Source organism: Bythopirellula goksoeyrii (assembly GCF_008065115.1).
In the GTDB taxonomy this organism is placed as follows: Bacteria; Planctomycetota; Planctomycetia; order Pirellulales; family Lacipirellulaceae; genus Bythopirellula; species Bythopirellula goksoeyrii.
Window position 1 is genome coordinate 3,321,658 of sequence record NZ_CP042913.1, and the last position, 16,053, is coordinate 3,337,710.

A 16,053-nucleotide genomic window follows, 5' to 3' on the forward strand; every position below is an offset into this window, starting at 1 on the left:
TTCATTTTTAGCTATTCGCTAGCCGCTTTGACATGAGGCTAATCATGGCGATGTAGGTGATCGGCTCACTGGAAGCAGTGGTTTTTTCGTAGTCTTTGCTGTGGCGTCGGTGTCTTGCCAGCCATGCGAATGTGCGTTCGACAATCCACCGCTTGGGCAAAATGACGAATCCTTTCACATTTGCCGGTCGCAGGACCGTTTGAAGGACCCAACCAAAAGTTCCCTTCACCCAATCCGGCAATCCCGAGCGACCGTAGGCCGAATCGCCGAAGACAACTTTTAGCCGACGGAAATGTTCTCCCAGTTGATCCATGACCCATTCGGCACCATATTAGTCCTGGCATTCGGCACTATGTACCACCACTGCCAACAACATTCCCAAAGTGTCAACGGCGATGTGTCGTTTGCGACCAGTAATTTTCTTGCCTGCATCATAGCCTCTCTCTTCTCCCCCCTCGGCGGTGCGGATTGACTGACTATCGACAATGGCCGCCGTGGGAGTGGATTTCTTACCGGCTGCCTTACGCACTTTTTCTCGCAACCTATCGTGAATCCGTTGCCATACGCCGTCGTTTCTCCAATTCCAGAAGATTCCGTAAACCGTACTCCAATTCGGCAAGTTCTTCGGCAGCATCCGCCACTGGCAACCGGTTCGCACAACATACAAAATAGCATTAATGATTTTTCGTCGATCGATTGGCCGACGCCCCAGTCGCGAACGTTGTGGAAGCAACTGACGAATCAATTGCCATTGCCGATCGGTCAAATCACTGGAATACTGCGTCCTACGTTTCATGCTGCGGCTCCTTCCCAATGGCTGCTACCAAAAGAGGGAGCCGTAGCTGATTTTCGCTAACTTGGCAATTTCAAAACACGCTCTAAAAAATGTGGAGCCTTCACCACTTAAGTATAGCTATTCCCTAATATAGATGGCCGCTTGAATTGTAGCAAATATTGCACATCAAACGTTTCAGGAGGAACGCCAAAAATGACGGATGACTTAGGGATTATCTTGAGTTCCAACTTCATGTGATGCCTCGTCAGCTCACTCTATGCCTAGGCGCTCCTGCATTTGCTCCAGCGGAACTCCCTTGGTTTCGGGGACCATTGTCAGAACCCAGATTAGTTGCAGGATCATCATGCCGCAGAAGAAGGCAAACACGGTCCCTGCCGGGAAGGCAGTTACCATCCGTGGGAAAAATAAGGTCAACAGGGCGGCAAAGATCCAGTGAGTGAAACTTCCCAGAGATTGGCCGGTAGCTCGATACTGATTGGGGAAGATCTCGGAAATGAACACCCAGATTACCGCTCCTTGTCCCACGGCGTGCGCAGCGATAAATGCGAAGATGCAGGCCGGCACAATCGAAAACGTCTCCGAGTAAAATGCCCAGGAGCACAATCCGAGTGACGCGATATATCCCAGTGAACCGATGATGAGTAGGGTTTTCCTTCCCAGTCGGTCAATGAGGTACAGTCCGACGAACGTGAAAATAAGATTTGTGATCCCAATGCCTACCGATTGGAGCAGTGCTGCCTGTGCTCCCAATCCAGTCAACTCAAAAATGCGTGGTGCGAAATACAGTATTGCGTTGATGCCAGAGAGCTGATTGAAAAACGCAATTAAGAACGCCAGGAGAATGGGGACGCGATGCCGCATCGTCCAGAACCCACTCGCAACGGTGTCCTCACGTGCCGCTTGGGAAATCTCTTCCGCTATCGCAGCCACTTTCGCTTCTGAATAGTCCGCATTCACCTGCTGCAAGACTTTCAGTGCTTCTTCGGTGTTGCCTCGGACGCCAATTAACCACCGGGGACTCTCAGGGATTGTCAGGCAAGCCAGCGTATAGAACAGGGCGGGAATCGCCTCCACTGCTAACATCCAACGCCAGGCATGTTCACCGATTCCCTTGAGAAGGAAATTCGACAAGAACGCCAGCAAGATACCGAACACGATATTGAATTGAAACATCCCCGCCAAACGTCCACGAAGATGTGCCGGTGAGATTTCCGAAATGTACAACGGGGAGGCCACGGTTGAGATGCCAATGCCTAAACCCCCAATGAAGCGGGCGATCATGAAGGCCGTCACGTTTTTCGCCAAGCCAGACCAGATGGCCGAGACTAGAAACAAAATGCCAATCCAGATTAACGTCTGCTTGCGGCCATAGCGATCCGCGGGCCAATAGCCGACGAGCGATCCCAGCACAGTTCCCCAAAGTGCAGCGCTGATGGCCAAACCATGCTGTGTGTTGCTCAGTTGCCAGAGTTTCTGGATGGACTGCTCAGCGCCAGAAATCACTACCGTATCGAATCCGAATAACAGTCCTCCCAGGGCAGCGATGATTGAACTGGAGAGAAGAGTTCTTGACGGCTTCATGACAACCATGGTCCCGTGATGGCCATGGTCATTCCACTATGCTGTAAATTGACAAACAAGGTACTCCCATCGGGTGAGAAAGTGCTTCCTGCAAATTCCGTCTGCAAATGATTGCTGGCAAACAGGTAGGGCTTGCCCTCGGGCGTAATGCCAACAATGCGAATTTCCATCCCGGGGTGGTCCTCACATACGATTAGATCTCCCCACGGCGCGACGGTTAGGTTGTCAGCTGCTTCTAGCAGCGCCGAATCGTTGGGCTCGATGAACAATTCGAGCGAATCGCCTTCTTCGCCGGGAATCAGACGCCAGATTTGGCCCGTCTTATTTTCGCCACCGCTGGTACATGCAAAGAAGATCTGTCCCTCGCTGTACCACATCCCTTCCCCCCGTGCGAAGCGGGCTGCGCCATTAGCAAAACCCCGGTAGCGTAGATCATCTTCAGGTGCAGTGACGTCAGTCATATCGATCCAGTCGACGGAATTCTGTTTGCCAATTTCCACAATCTGCTGATCCCAGTTGCGAGTATCGATCGAAGAGACCTCTCTGAAGCGTAGGGCTTGCAACTGGCCTCCGTCGACCAACTTGCCGGGAGTCTTGGGCAAGAATCGGTACAGGAGGCCATCCTCTCGGTCTTCGGTCAGATAGACAATTCCTGTTTCCGGATCGACCGCGATCGCCTCATGATTGAATCGTCCCATATCAACCAAAGGGACAGCAGGAGCGAGTGAAGCTTCGGCAGTAGCGGGTACCTCAAAACAGTAGCCATGATCCTTCTCGATCAGGCTCTCGCCATCGGTTTTCTCACCGGGGCGGATCACTGTTTCTTCGCAAGTGATCCAGCTGTTCCAAGGTGTCGGTCCCCCCGCACAATTGCGCGTCGTACCAGCTAAGGAGAGAAACTCGCGGACCACATTCTGCTTCTGGGTGTCATAAACGAGAGTCGTTGTACCGCCCCGGTGCGGCATCTTATCACCACCTCGATCGTAGAGACGCTCAGCATCTACCTTTTCGAAGAGTTCGTTTAGTTTACCAAATGCGCCTGGTCCCTCATAAGGCATCAACTCATGATTGCGGACAATAATGGTCAAACCATCAGGTCCCTCGAAGGTGGCCATGCCATCGGGTTTTCCTGGAGTGATAAATCCATCACTCATCGGCTGACCACTGGTGGAAATCACTCGATACTTGAAACCTGCTGGCAGATCAAGGATTCCGTTGGGATCGTTTACCAAAGGACCATAGGGGGAAAAAGCGGACGGCTCTTTCCCCCAGACGGTTTCTTGGAACGTTTGACGCAAGGCAAAAAAGCCAGCGGCAAAAGCTGAGGATTGGACCAAGAACGAGCGACGCGATGAACCCATAGGAAACCCTTTGAATCGGCAGCTGGAGACGACTTTTTATCAGTCAATACGTTACGTCAAGGGACTTGAGAATTCAAGTCACTCAATAATAACAGGTAAACTCCGCGTGACGTAGCATATTTCCTGACGGCACACGAAATGAGCCTGCTACTTTGGTAGGTTAATTATTCGCGAAGAGGCTGCGATAGTAGTCAATCGAGCGCTCCAGCCCCTCGTCGAAGGAGATCTGCGGTTTGTACCCCAGCAATTCCTGGGCTAGAGAAATATCGGCGAGACTCTCGCGGACATCCCCGGGTCGCGGATCAGCAAACACGGCTTCAATCGTTGTGCCCAGAACGCGATTGATTGAGGCCACCAAATCCAGCAGCGTGAATTGTTTGCCGGTTGCCACGTTAATTGATTTCCCCACGGCCTCAGGAGATTCAGCCGCAAGCAAATTACCTCGTACGATATCCTCGACGAAAGTGAAGTCTCGGGATTGAAGGCCATCGCCGTACATCGTGGGCCGTTTTCCTTGAAGCATCAGAGAGACAAAGATAGGGATCACTGCCGAATACTCGCTCGTCGGATCCTGTCGCGGGCCGAACACGTTGAAGTAGCGGATCGTAACCGTTTCCAATCCGTATGTCTCGGTAAATGCTTGGCAATAATACTCCGCTGCCAGCTTGGCTGCTGCGTACGGAGACAAGGGCGCTGGTAGATCCTGCTCACTCTTGGCTGGTTGAGGTGTGTTTCCGTAGGCGCTGCTCGACCCCGCATACACCACGCGTCGAACGCCACTCTTGCGTGCCGCATCGAGAAGCGTCAAGGTCCCTGTCACACAGGCCGCATTGGTATCCAGCGGAGCGGCTACGCTTCGCGGAACCGAGGCAAGAGCCGCTTGATGGAAAACTAACTCGATACCCTCGACTGCAGTCGCTGCTGCCTGGGAATCAGCAACATCGCCTTCAATAAAATCAATGTTGCCTTCTAAGTGTGCCAGGTTTTCACGTTTTCCCGCACATAGATTGTCGAGAATGCGAACTTCGTCACCTCGTTCAACGAGTGCCGTGGCGATATGCGATCCGATGAAACCCGCTCCGCCAGTTACTAATACCTTCAATTCAGAATCTCCGTCATCTTTCTAGGAATTCCTTCTCAGAACTAGAAGCTAACTTTTATTCCGCAATGAGGCAATCGCAGGAAGAACTCTTCGCGATCCAGGCCCGAGAGGCAGCCTCACAAAAGCTGCCATTTCACTTAAGAACTCGGTCAGTTATCCGCCTGCTTTTGAACATACATGTCGTGATCAGCGGTTGCGAGCAGATCTTCCAAGGCAACTTCAATATCAGCGGCCAGTGCCAGGCCTATGCTTACCGATACCGAGAACGAATTTTGTTCAACCTCTAGTGGAGCTGCTGTGCGAGCCTTTAGCCGCTGGATCACGGGCACCGCTTCTTCGGCAGTTCGAAGTCCAGGCAGGAGAATGACAAACTCATCTCCGCCATAGCGAACCACGAGATCCTCACTGCGAAGGGAATTCTGCCAACGTTTGGCCAGAATCGCCAGGATGCGGTCTCCGCAGGCATGGCCATGCTTGTCGTTGATCTGCTTGAAATCGTCTAAGTCCAGAAACAACAATGCATGGGGACACGGGGCTCCAGGGTTCTTGACTCGCCACTGCTGGCGCCAATCCTCCAACGCCCTGCGATCAGGCAGTCCGGTCACCACATCGGTATAGCTAGCAACTTGGCTGGACTGCTCGCATGGTTGCACCAGCAGCAGATGCCACGTCTGCTGGCCGCTAGCTAGCGGGCTGAGAAGGATCGTAGCCGGGATAGGTGGTTCACCACATCTTTGCAGAATACTTTTCCTAGTAAAGCTCTGAGGTGCAACGATAGATGAAGTGATCTCCGTGAAATCCAGATCGGGAAACAAATCACTAATCTGACCAAGCGAAGTTGAATCGCATTGCTCTCCCATCCATAGTCTCAGCTGATCATTCATTGCCAGGACACAGTTTTCGGGAATATTGAGTACACAAGCTCCCAAAGACAGGGTAGTGTTGCTCGGTAGAAAGCTGCAAGGTTCCATACTCGATTCTCTTAGCTTAGTGCATCTGAGTGAAGACCTTATATTGTAACAGCCTTTTATATGACGAGTTTGTGTTGTGAAGAGAGACTAATTCCCTGCTGAGACATGGGACTCTTCAAGTGGTTCGCCCTGGCATTCTGGAGAGGGATGCGTACATGCTTCGCACATGGTGTTCCCCTGGGAGTCGCGCATGTTGGCCAATCCGCCACAACTTCCCTTGATGCGGCGATTGGAGACGATCACGCCTATGGCCATCCCAGCCAGGGCGATAGCAAACACGAGGATCGTTACCAAAATGGTTGTGCCTGTCACTTCTCTACCTTTTAATTTGCATACAGAAAATTTGAAACGCAGAGTGCACAGAGGCGCAGAGAATATGAGAAGTTCATTTCCCCGTATTACTCTGCACCTCTGCGGCCTTTGCGTTTAACCCTACTCGTTCTACGAAAGCAGAAGTGGCTTGCTGTCCGATCTGGTCATTTGCTTTGCGTATTAGAAACATGGCGGCTACATCATGCTCCACACACCAATCATATCCCTTTTCCTCTCCCATGACCAATAAGGCGGTTGCCAGCGCATCGGCCTCCATACAGGTGTCGGCAACGACCGAAACTGTGGCTACCTGGTGCTGAACGGGACGGCCAGTCGTTGGGTCAATCGTGTGGGAATAGCGGACACCGTCCTGCTCGAAGTAGTTGCGGTAATCTCCCGACGTAGCCAGTGCTGCATCTTCCAATTCCAACACCTCGCGAATTGCACGGCCAGATTCATCGGGCTGTTCGATGCCAATCTTCCAGGGGATGTCTCCCGGTTTTTCTCCCTGGGTACGAACTTCCCCTCCGATTTCCACCATCGAGGATTCGATGCCCTGCTCGGCGAGCAACTCCGTCACGGCATCGACGGCGTACCCCTTGGCCACTGCCGATAGATCGAGATAGACATTGGGGTTGCTCTTGCGAAGGGCAGGGGGATCCAGGCGTGCCTCGACATGGTGGTAGCCGATACGAGCAAGGGCCGCTTCGATTGCTTCGTCATTCGGCGGCTTTCTGCGCCGTCCATCGGGTCCGAAGCCCCAGAGATTCACTGCCGGGCCAACTGTCGGATCGAATGCACCACCAGAATCCTCTGCTACCTGCAGAGCGTAGCGTACAACCTTGGCAGTTTCGGGGGAGACATCGAACCAATCAACTCCCTCGTATTGATTGAACCGAGAGAGTTCCGAATCAGGATCGTAGGTGGACATCTGCCGATTAATCTCAGTGAGTAGATCATCGACGGCCTTTTGAAGTTTGTCTGCCTTAACTTCCAGATCTGGGAACACAATGCTAACTGAATAGCGAGTTCCCATCGTTGGTCCAGAAAATGACTCAAGCTTCGCACCAGAGCCTACCTTCCACATCGCGGCGATAGGAGGAACAATAAGTAGAAACAAGACAATGTATAAGCACCCTTTGTCTTGTTCATGTACATAGAATCTATCCCCCGAAGTCGTCATACGCGATGTTTTCTTTCTCGACACCCAGATCGTCGAGCATCTTAAATACGGCCGCGTTCATCATTGGAGGGCCGCAGATGTAGTACTCGATATCCTCCGGCGCGGGATGGTCCTTCAGATAGTTTTCTAACAGCACCTGATGGATGAAGCCTGTGTAGCCGTCCCAATTGTCTTCGGGTTGCGGTTCAGAGAGGGCGATATTGAATTTGAAGTTAGGAAACTCCTTTTCAATGTCGCGGAAGTGATCGACATAGAAAAGTTCGCGCAAACTACGGCCACCGTACCAGTAGGAGACCTTACGGTTGGTCTTGCGGCGTTTGAAAAGTTCGAAGATATGACTCCGCAAGGGTGCCATACCAGCACCACCACCGATGTAGACCATCTCGGCGTCCGTGTCCTTGATAAAAAACTCACCATAGGGACCAGAGATTGTGACTTCGTCACCAGGCTTACGGCTGAAAATATAGGACGACATTTTTCCAGGGGGCGTGCCGTCTGGGGCACGCGGCGGAGGACTCGCAACACGGACGTTGAGCATGATGATCCCCTTCTCGCCGGGATAGTTGGCCATCGAGTAGGCGCGTGTCACTGTCTCGTCTACCTTCGACACGTACCGCCAAACGTTGTACTTGTCCCAATCGCCGCGGAATTTTTCTTCGATGTCGAAATCCTTGTAGGCCACCTCATGAGGAGGACATTCGATCTGGATGTACCCACCCGCCTTGAAATCGACTTCTTCGCCCTCAGGCAATTCGAGCAAAAACTCCTTGATGAACGTGGCCACGTTTCGATTCGATCGCACCTTGCAACGCCACTTCTTCGTGTCGAAGGCTTCGGGCGGGACTTCGACATCCATGTCTTGCTTGACTGCGACCTGACAAGAGAGTCGCATCCCTTCTCGGGCTTCGAGCTTGCTGATATGGGCCTTCTCGGTCGGTAGAATCTCTCCCCCACCGGAGTGAATGTGCACTTTGCATTGGGCGCAAGTACCACCTCCACCACACGCAGACGAGACAAACACCCCTGCATCCGCTAGCGCCCCCAAGAGTTTACCTCCTGCGGGAACCTGCACTTCCTTCTGCTCGTTGATGCGGATGTTCACATTCCCCGTGGCAACCAGCTTGGCTTTTGCTGCAAGAATCATCAGCACCAAGGCCAATACGACCACGGTAAACATCAACATGCCTATTAAGACTTCAAACATGGGGTTGTCCTTTGTCCGTTGTCAGTAGTCCGTTGTGAGAGGTCCAAGTTATGGCATTTTGCAATTGACCACTGACTACTGACCAATATCACATTCCACCGAACGACATAAATGCCAGGGCCATTAAGCCTGCCGTCATGAAAGTAATGCCTAGGCCTTTTAGCCCGTCGGGGACGTCGCTGTATTTCATCTTTTCGCGAATGCCGGCCAAGGCTGCGATGGCCAGTGCCCAGCCCAGTCCAGCGCCAAATCCGAATACGCAGCTTTCAGGGAAATTGTAGTCTCGCTCCTGCATGAACAACGACCCGGCGAGAATTGCACAGTTCACGGTGATCAGAGGCAGAAAGATTCCGAGAGCGTTGTAGAGGGGAGGGAAGTAGCGATCCAGTGTCATCTCCAGGATCTGCACCATTGCCGCGATCGTGCCGATATAGGTGATCAGCGAGAGGAATGTGAGGTCCATATCGCTCCACTCGGTGCTAATCCAACTCAATGCACCCGGCTTAAGCAGATAATTCAGGAGCAGATTGTTAGCCGGCACGGTGATGGTGAGGATCACGATGACCGCGACTCCCAAGCCAAGCGCAGTCTTCACGGATTTAGACACAGCGATGAAGGTACACATGCCCAGAAAAAACGCGAGGGCCATGTTCTCGACGAACACCGACTTCAAGAGAATTGAGAGATAATGTTCCATGGCGTTAGGCTCCGTGTTCCACTTGTTCCGGTTTCCAGGTCCGTTGCGCCCAGATTAGCAAGCCAATGAGGAAAAAAGCACTGGGTGGGAGCAGCAGCAAGCCGTTGGGGACATACCAGCCGCCGTCGTTGACCGCGGGAAACACCGGGTAGCCCCAAAGTTTGCCAGCCCCAATCAATTCGCGACAGAAACCGACGATCAATAATACCAAGCTGTATCCCAAGCCAGCCCCAATTCCATCGGCAGCACTCAGCAGGGGAGGGCTCTTCATCGCAAACGCCTCGGCACGGCCCATGACGATGCAGTTGGTGATGATCAGTCCAACAAAAACGGAAAGCTGTTTGCTGATGTCGTAAAAATACGCCTTCAAGAATTGGTCGACGATAATCACCAACGAAGCGATGATCGTCATTTGCACGATGATACGGATGCTGCTGGGGATGTACTTGCGAATCAAACTGACTGCTGCGTTAGAGCATCCCGTCACCAGGACGACTGCCAAGGCCATCACGGCCGCCGTTTGTAATTTACTTGTCACCGCCAGTGCAGAGCAAATCCCCAGGACTCCCACCGTGATCTGATTCTTATCAACCAGAGAACTCAGGATCGCTTCTTTGTATTTTGCGTCAGCCACGAGTCTTATTCTCCTGTCTGTGCGGTTAGATTGTCCAAGAATGGGCCAAAGCCTTCAGGCCCTAGCCAGTATTGTACCAACTCCGTAACCCCGTTACTTGTTAGCGTAGCGCCGGAAAGTCCGTCTACTTTGTACTCAGCATCCGGATCATCAGCGGGAACACTTCCCTTGACGACATGCAATTCGACATGCTCCTCGTCGCCATCGGAATAGAGGTGTTTGCCGGACCAGATATCAGTCCAGAGGGGGTTTTCGATTTCACCACCCAAGCCGGGGGTTTCGCCGTGTTCGTAAAAGGTAATTCCTCTCACGGTGTTGCCATCGGCATCGATGGAAATAAATCCATACAGCGTTGACCACAATCCTTTGCCAACGACGGGTAACACTACTTGGTCGAGCTTCTCTTGGTCGTCCTTAACCTCATAAGCGAACGCGTACTTGGCCCTCCGTTTGATTCCTCCCAACGCAGTGGGAGGTTCTACGAGAACACTCATTTCAGGATCACGGACCGCATCACGTTGGTTGTAATTTGCCACATTGATCTCGTCGCTCTCGCTATTAATCGGTTCGCCCGTTTCCAAATCGACCAGTACCGCCTCAATCTTTTCTGCGAAGATGTCGTCGATCTCAGAGGGAGTATTCTCACCTTCTTTGTAGAGTTCCGCAGCTAAGAGAACATTCTTTTTTTGATCGAGCTGCTTATTGAACTCTTGTCTACTGCGCAGGCCAACTGCAGCACTGGCGACCAGCACGGAACAGACCACGCAGAGGACCGTGGCAACCAACAGAGTGTAAGGAACGCTATCACGCCGCATAGCGAGCTGCCCTCCTCTTGATGTTTGATTGAACCACGAAGTAATCAATCAACGGAGCGAAGGTGTTGCCGAAAAGAATAGCGAGCATGATTCCTTCCGGGTAGGCGGGATTGATGACTCGAATCAGAATGGTGAGCACACCTATCAAGATGCCATAGCACCAACGGCCAACGTCGGTCATCGCTGCTGAGACCGGATCGGTCGCCATGAAAACCGTACCGAAGGCAAAGCCGCCGATCACAAAATGCCAGAAGGGATTGAGCGTTATCATAGCGTTTTGGGTCGCGTTGCCACTGAAAATCCAAAACAAGCCAGAAGTCACAAAGGCTCCAGCTACGACACCTGCCATCACGCGCCAGGAGCCGATTCCGACTGCGATCAGCAAGATGGCACCCAGAATACACGCCAAGGTAGAAGTCTCACCCATCGAACCTTGAATGTAGCCGATAAAGCAGTCCCACCAACTGTAGCCGGTGAGAGCAGGTATCGTGTCTGAAACCTTGGCGGTGGCCATCGCCCCTAAAGGTGTGGCCGCTGAGAAACCATCGGCAGCGGTCCAAATGGCCATCCCTGTGAGTTGCGTGGGGTAGGCGAAATAAAGGAACGCGCGGCCTGTGAGTGCAGGGTTGAGGAAGTTCTTTCCAATGCCGCCATAGATTTCCTTCCCGATGACCACGCCAAAAGATATTCCCAGGGCGACTTGCCACAAGGGAATCGTTGGCGGCAACGTTAGTGGAAACAGGGCGCTAGTAACAAGAAAACCTTCGTTGATTTCGTGCTTGCGGACACTGGCAAACAAGCCCTCCCAGGCACCACCCACTGCGACTGTGACAAAATACACGGGGATAAAATAGAGCCCGCCCAGTACGAAGTTATCCAGGAAACTTCCCGGATCGTGGCCTAAACCCAAGGCCGTTAGCACGCTTTCACGCCACCCTTCGGTCGGAGTGCCTTGACCGTTCTCGATCGCCAGGTTGGCTTGATACCCCGTGTTGTCAAACGCCATGAAAAAACAAGGCAGCAATGCGACCACCACCAGCGACATCATCCGCTTAAGATTCATCCCATCTCGAACGTGGGACGGCCCCTGGGTGGTATCGCTGGGCGTGTAGAGAAACGTATCGATCGCTTCATACATGGGATAAAGCTTCTCCAGCTTACTTCCCTTGCTGAAGGCAGGATGCAGTCGATCTAAAAGTTTCCGCAACACAAAAGAGTCCTTGGATAAAATCTGTTAGCGAGTCAAAACCCAAATAACATTATTTAGCTAAATAAACTAAGTCCGGAAGCTGACGCATCCGCCTCGCCGAAAAAATTGTCTATCCCTCTACTTCAATTCTTGTCAGTGCATCCCGTAGCATGGGGCCAAACTCGTGTTTGCCGGGGTCCACATAGGTACACAAGGCCAAATCTTCTTCGTCCAGTTCTAAGACTCCTAACTGTTGGGCAAACTCGGTATCGCCCACGGTCAGTGATTTCAGGAGTGGCGTGGCAACAATGTCCAGTGGCATCACTTGCTCGTACATGCCGATCGGCACGATTGCCCGTGGGCTTCCTTCGGTGCTGGTATTGAACTTAAATCGCGACGAATCACCAACGACGCTGCTCCACGCCGAGGAGAAGACTCGTCGCACGGAGAACTTGTCCGCACCGGGTTTCATCCAACCAAGAAAATCGCGTTCTCCCCCTTCGGCTAGCACGGTCACCTGGTTGTGGAAGCGGCCCAGGTATCCTGTGGGATCCACACTGCGCCTGCCTGAGAAAACCGAACCCGAGATTATCCTCGCTCCAAATTCCGAAGGCGACGTGTATTGACCCTCTGTGAGTTCGGCTAGCGAAGCCCCGAGTTGAGTCTTCACCAAGCGTGGGTTGTTCACCACAGGACCCGCCAGTGAAACAACCCGCTCAGTCAGCAGCTTGCCGGTCAGGAATAAGTGTCCCACCGCGATCACGTCCTGATAGCTGATGTGCCACACTGTCCTCTGGCGATCTACCGGCATCAGCGTGTGAATGTGTGTACCGACTAAGCCTGCCGGATGGGGGCCATCAAAGGCATGGAACTCGACTGGCGTTTTTCCTTCGCCAGGGATGTCAGCGCCGGCTCGGCGACAGACGTAGGTTGGTCCATCGCTTAGTTGGCTCAGCACTTCCAGGCCCGCTACAAAGTCAGCCGGCCGTTCGGCTATGACGATACTTGGGTTGGGTGCCAGGGGATTGGTGTCAATTGCCGTAATGAACAGAGCATTGGGAATCGAGTCAATTTCAGGGACCTTGCTAAAGGGCCTGGTTCGCAAGGCCGTCCACATTCCCGAGGCGACCAGTTGTTCGCATACATGCTGGCGGTCGAGTTGGGTGAGATTTTGGTCTCGATGTGCCGTAAAGGTCTCTTGGTCGTCACCTTCGATCTCGATCACCAGCGAAAGAAACTTGCGCTTGGCACCACGGTTGACCCCCACGACTTTCCCGGAAGCGGGGGCCGTGAATTGAACTCCTGAGGTCTTTTTGTCGGTAAAAACTGGTTGACCAAGTCGTACACGGTCTCCCTCCGACACGAGCATGGTCGGCTTCATACCCACGTAGTCCGCGGCAACTAGGGCAACGTGCCGAATCACCGGACTCTCGGAAATCGCCTGCGCAGGCTCTCCCACAATAGGCAGGTTCAAACCTCGAGCGATCTGATGGACGCTGGTCATGGTGGTGAAAAATGTCCTAAATAGCTAGGATTTATGCATGTGCGAATCCGCTCGGCAGGGATTGTGAATTTTTTCACAAATAGACTCGCGAGTCAATAACCTACTACTGGCAAAGGCTTTGTGCAAGACTGACATAAGAATAGAGTGCATTCCGGGTGCGATTTTTTTCATAATTGAGCGTCGGGGGAGCGTTTAATGTCATACCGAGGGAATCCCAGAAATCAGGCCAGATCCCTCGGAATAAATCGTGATAACAACTATCAGGTTCCCCGAGACACCTTTACGCGATCTCAATCGAAAAGTCCCTACCTTCCCACCGCCGTGCACTGAGCCACAGGAAAGTGAACTGAACCGGGCCAATACCATAGTTCTCTGGCATGATGTCGCAGAAATAGACTCCAACGCCTGCATCGGATGAATCCAGGTCACCTTGGGACTTCCATCCGTCACAAGAGTAGCGCAGGCGAAATGGGGCCTGTGCTTGAATACGAAGCGTTCGGCCCCGACTCATTTTGCCGATTTGACGGTTAAATTTCCACACTTCCCAGTCGATACGTTTGCGGGGTTTGAGATAGCGGTCTGCCACGGCGGGAATTCGATCAAAGATCGCCCCATCTTTGATCGAACGCAGAAGCTTGATGTATTCTGCATGAGCCCACATCAGTGGCATTGCGGCACCAGTCGGTCGACCAAAGAACATCCGCAACTCAGGATCGTCGGCGGTGTCCCAGACCTGTTCGGGGAGGAGCCCTGTGCTGCTGGCGAAGGACTCGATGGCATGAACAAGCGGTTTCACATCGCGTCCGGCAGCCAATTCGTAGTGCGCCCGTTCACCGGTTAATAGTGGCCATGCGCGGCCCTGGCCCCAACCGACGAATGGTCCGCCGTCGGCGCGCTGTCCGTAGCCGTCGCGGTTGTAGCGACGCCAACAGGGCCCAAAAGGTGTTTCGACCTTGAGAACCGAGTCGACTACTTTTAAGGAATCTACAATCACAGGGTCGTTCGGCGGTCGAATGCCATAGCGCACGAACTCAAGAAAACCGGCGTCCACGATTTCCTTGGCTGGAAATGCTGCCTTCAAACCAGGCGCACGGTTCTTGACTAAGAGTGTCCCGCAATTGGGATCCTCATTCGGAGACGCATCACTCAAGTCGAGAGGACGAATTCGGATGAAGTGCCGAGGAATTCCTTCAACAAGTTTTCCCTCCGTCGTGACCGTCCATTGCTCAATATGGCTTTCCAGAAAGTCGGCGTACTCGCTCAGATAGTTTGCAGTCTCCGACTCTCCCCGGCTGTCTGCCAACTGGGCCGCACACACCAACGCGGCAATGTTTGAGGCAAGCGTTGAGGGGGAATAGCCGCTGTTTTCTTCCCAACGTTCCTGAGGGGTCGCGGGACCTTGGCGAATTAAATATCCCGCGGCAGCTCGAACCATGGGCCATGGGTCAAAGTCCTTTAAGCAATCCGCCTCGTGTAGCTTCCAGGCAAGCAAGATCGGAAACGCAACCTCATCGAGTTGAATGCCTGACCAGTAGGGTTCGCCATCGATCCAAAAGTTTTGAGGAAAACCGCCATTGGGGCACAGTGAACTGGCCAAGTAGACCAAAGCCCGAAATGGTGTCTCGGTATTGCCCGAGGCAAGCAGCCCCAGGGCGCTATTGACCATGTCACGGGTCCAAACGAGATGATATCCCCCGAGATCGTCGTCCCCTTTGGCTTCTCCCCAAGGGATGCTCAGTGAGGCAATCATGGCTCCGGGATAACTCTTGTCTTCGTGGGCAAGCAGCAGACTATGGCTCGTGCGATAGAGACGACCACCGTCCTGGGAGACGTCGTCGAGATCGAGAACCGTGCGGCATGCACGCGACCACTGGTCGCTAAACCTTGCCTGCTGGTCTTCAAAAGGAATCGCGAGTGATTGCCACAAGGAGGTAATCGCCCCATGCAGATGATCCCCAAATCCCAATCCGAGTGTAAACTCCGCGCCATCGCCCACGGAGATTTCAGCGATCATTGCCACATTGCCGTCGGCAGCGATGTTGAATTGCCAATCGAGCTTTTTGTTGCTCGACAGATCCTGCCAGCCGTCGGAGATGCCCACGTAGCCACACGACGCAGTTGTGAATGCCCGAGTACAACCCATGGCAAGCCAGCGCCGCTCAGAGTTGGCCACCAAGATGCGCTGGTCATTCACAGATGCGACCTGGGCTGTGTTATTCCAACCTCCACCTCCCAGATGAGGAGCCAACAGAGCATAGAGTCGGAGTTTGCCTCGCCACTTGGGTGAAGGAAAAAACCGAGTATGGATTAGCACACACGCGGCATGCGGGGCAGAGATTATTTGTTTTTCGATCCGGTAGCGCCCTGCATCATCTTCATTGACGATTCGATAACCGAGTGAATTGTCGCACATCCGTTCGATGGAATTCTTGGTATGCCGGCGCTCATCATGGCAGAAAGTCTCCCCGTCGGTGACCATGTATTGCAAGTCGCGAATTTGCGGCTCGTCGATCGTTGGATAATAGACTTCGTTGAGAATCCCGCCAGACACGGTCCACCAAATCAGGCTGGATGCCGAATAGGCGGTACCTACACCTTGCTTGTCACTGCGCGTCCAGCGTGGCTGAATACCCGGGCGACCGAATGCGGGGCGATTGCTGAGTAGCTCGGTCATGGTTTACCTACTATTGAAATGGCCACTTCC

The 16,053-nt window shown here is 53.0% G+C and carries 13 protein-coding genes and 1 pseudogene; all 14 read right to left on the bottom strand.

Translation table 11 applies throughout. The annotated features are described in order from the left end of the window. Positions 1-7 precede the first annotated feature (7 nt). Positions 8-796, bottom strand: a pseudogene (locus Pr1d_RS13190) (IS5 family transposase). 249 nt (positions 797-1,045) lie between these two features. Beyond that, entirely contained in the window at positions 1,046-2,377 is a 1,332-nt protein-coding gene (locus Pr1d_RS13195; RefSeq protein WP_148073969.1) for a sugar porter family MFS transporter, read from the bottom strand. Continuing rightward, entirely contained in the window at positions 2,374-3,738 is a 1,365-nt protein-coding gene (locus Pr1d_RS13200; RefSeq protein ID WP_148073970.1) for an alkaline phosphatase PhoX, read from the bottom strand. Before Pr1d_RS13200 ends, Pr1d_RS13195 begins: the two co-directional genes overlap by 4 nt. Before the next feature lie 160 nt (positions 3,739-3,898). Then, positions 3,899-4,840: an SDR family oxidoreductase gene (locus Pr1d_RS13205; RefSeq protein WP_148073971.1), complete on the bottom strand. Its 942-nt coding sequence runs from the start codon at positions 4,838-4,840 to the stop codon at positions 3,899-3,901. Positions 4,841-4,989: 149 nt separating this feature from the next. Further along, positions 4,990-5,811, bottom strand: coding sequence for a GGDEF domain-containing protein (locus tag Pr1d_RS13210; RefSeq protein WP_148073972.1), 822 nt, complete (start codon positions 5,809-5,811; stop codon positions 4,990-4,992). 87 nt (positions 5,812-5,898) lie between these two features. Then, positions 5,899-6,123: a (Na+)-NQR maturation NqrM gene (gene nqrM, locus Pr1d_RS13215; RefSeq protein ID WP_148073973.1), complete on the bottom strand. Its 225-nt coding sequence runs from the start codon at positions 6,121-6,123 to the stop codon at positions 5,899-5,901. 73 nt (positions 6,124-6,196) lie between these two features. Further along, positions 6,197-7,306: an FAD:protein FMN transferase gene (locus tag Pr1d_RS13220; RefSeq protein WP_238476493.1), complete on the bottom strand. Its 1,110-nt coding sequence runs from the start codon at positions 7,304-7,306 to the stop codon at positions 6,197-6,199. Then, positions 7,287-8,510 carry an NADH:ubiquinone reductase (Na(+)-transporting) subunit F gene (gene nqrF / locus Pr1d_RS13225; protein WP_148073974.1) on the bottom strand — a complete coding sequence of 408 codons (1,224 nt, stop codon included), beginning with the start codon at positions 8,508-8,510 and terminating at the stop codon, positions 7,287-7,289. The genes Pr1d_RS13220 and nqrF overlap by 20 nt, the downstream gene beginning before the upstream one ends. 88 nt (positions 8,511-8,598) lie before the next feature. Then, positions 8,599-9,207, bottom strand: coding sequence for an NADH:ubiquinone reductase (Na(+)-transporting) subunit E (nqrE, locus tag Pr1d_RS13230; protein ID WP_148073975.1), 609 nt, complete (start codon positions 9,205-9,207; stop codon positions 8,599-8,601). A gap of 4 nt (positions 9,208-9,211) precedes the next feature. Then, positions 9,212-9,841, bottom strand: a complete 630-nt coding sequence (locus tag Pr1d_RS13235) for an NADH:ubiquinone reductase (Na(+)-transporting) subunit D (RefSeq protein ID WP_148073976.1) — start codon at positions 9,839-9,841, stop codon at positions 9,212-9,214. A 5-nt stretch (positions 9,842-9,846) separates the two neighbouring features. Further along, complete coding sequence (locus tag Pr1d_RS13240; protein WP_148073977.1) at positions 9,847-10,656, bottom strand: Na(+)-translocating NADH-quinone reductase subunit C; 810 nt, start codon at positions 10,654-10,656, stop codon at positions 9,847-9,849. After that, the gene (locus Pr1d_RS13245; protein WP_210417701.1) at positions 10,646-11,866 is read right to left on the bottom strand and encodes an NADH:ubiquinone reductase (Na(+)-transporting) subunit B; all 1,221 of its coding nucleotides are present in this window, start codon (positions 11,864-11,866) and stop codon (positions 10,646-10,648) included. The genes Pr1d_RS13240 and Pr1d_RS13245 overlap by 11 nt, the downstream gene beginning before the upstream one ends. A gap of 109 nt (positions 11,867-11,975) precedes the next feature. Then, on the bottom strand, positions 11,976-13,349 hold the full coding sequence (locus Pr1d_RS13250; RefSeq protein ID WP_148073978.1) for a Na(+)-translocating NADH-quinone reductase subunit A: 1,374 nt from the start codon (positions 13,347-13,349) through the stop codon (positions 11,976-11,978). A gap of 280 nt (positions 13,350-13,629) precedes the next feature. After that, positions 13,630-16,023, bottom strand: a complete 2,394-nt coding sequence (locus Pr1d_RS13255; protein WP_148073979.1) for a glycoside hydrolase family 15 protein — start codon at positions 16,021-16,023, stop codon at positions 13,630-13,632. Between the last annotated feature and the right edge of the window lie 30 nt (positions 16,024-16,053).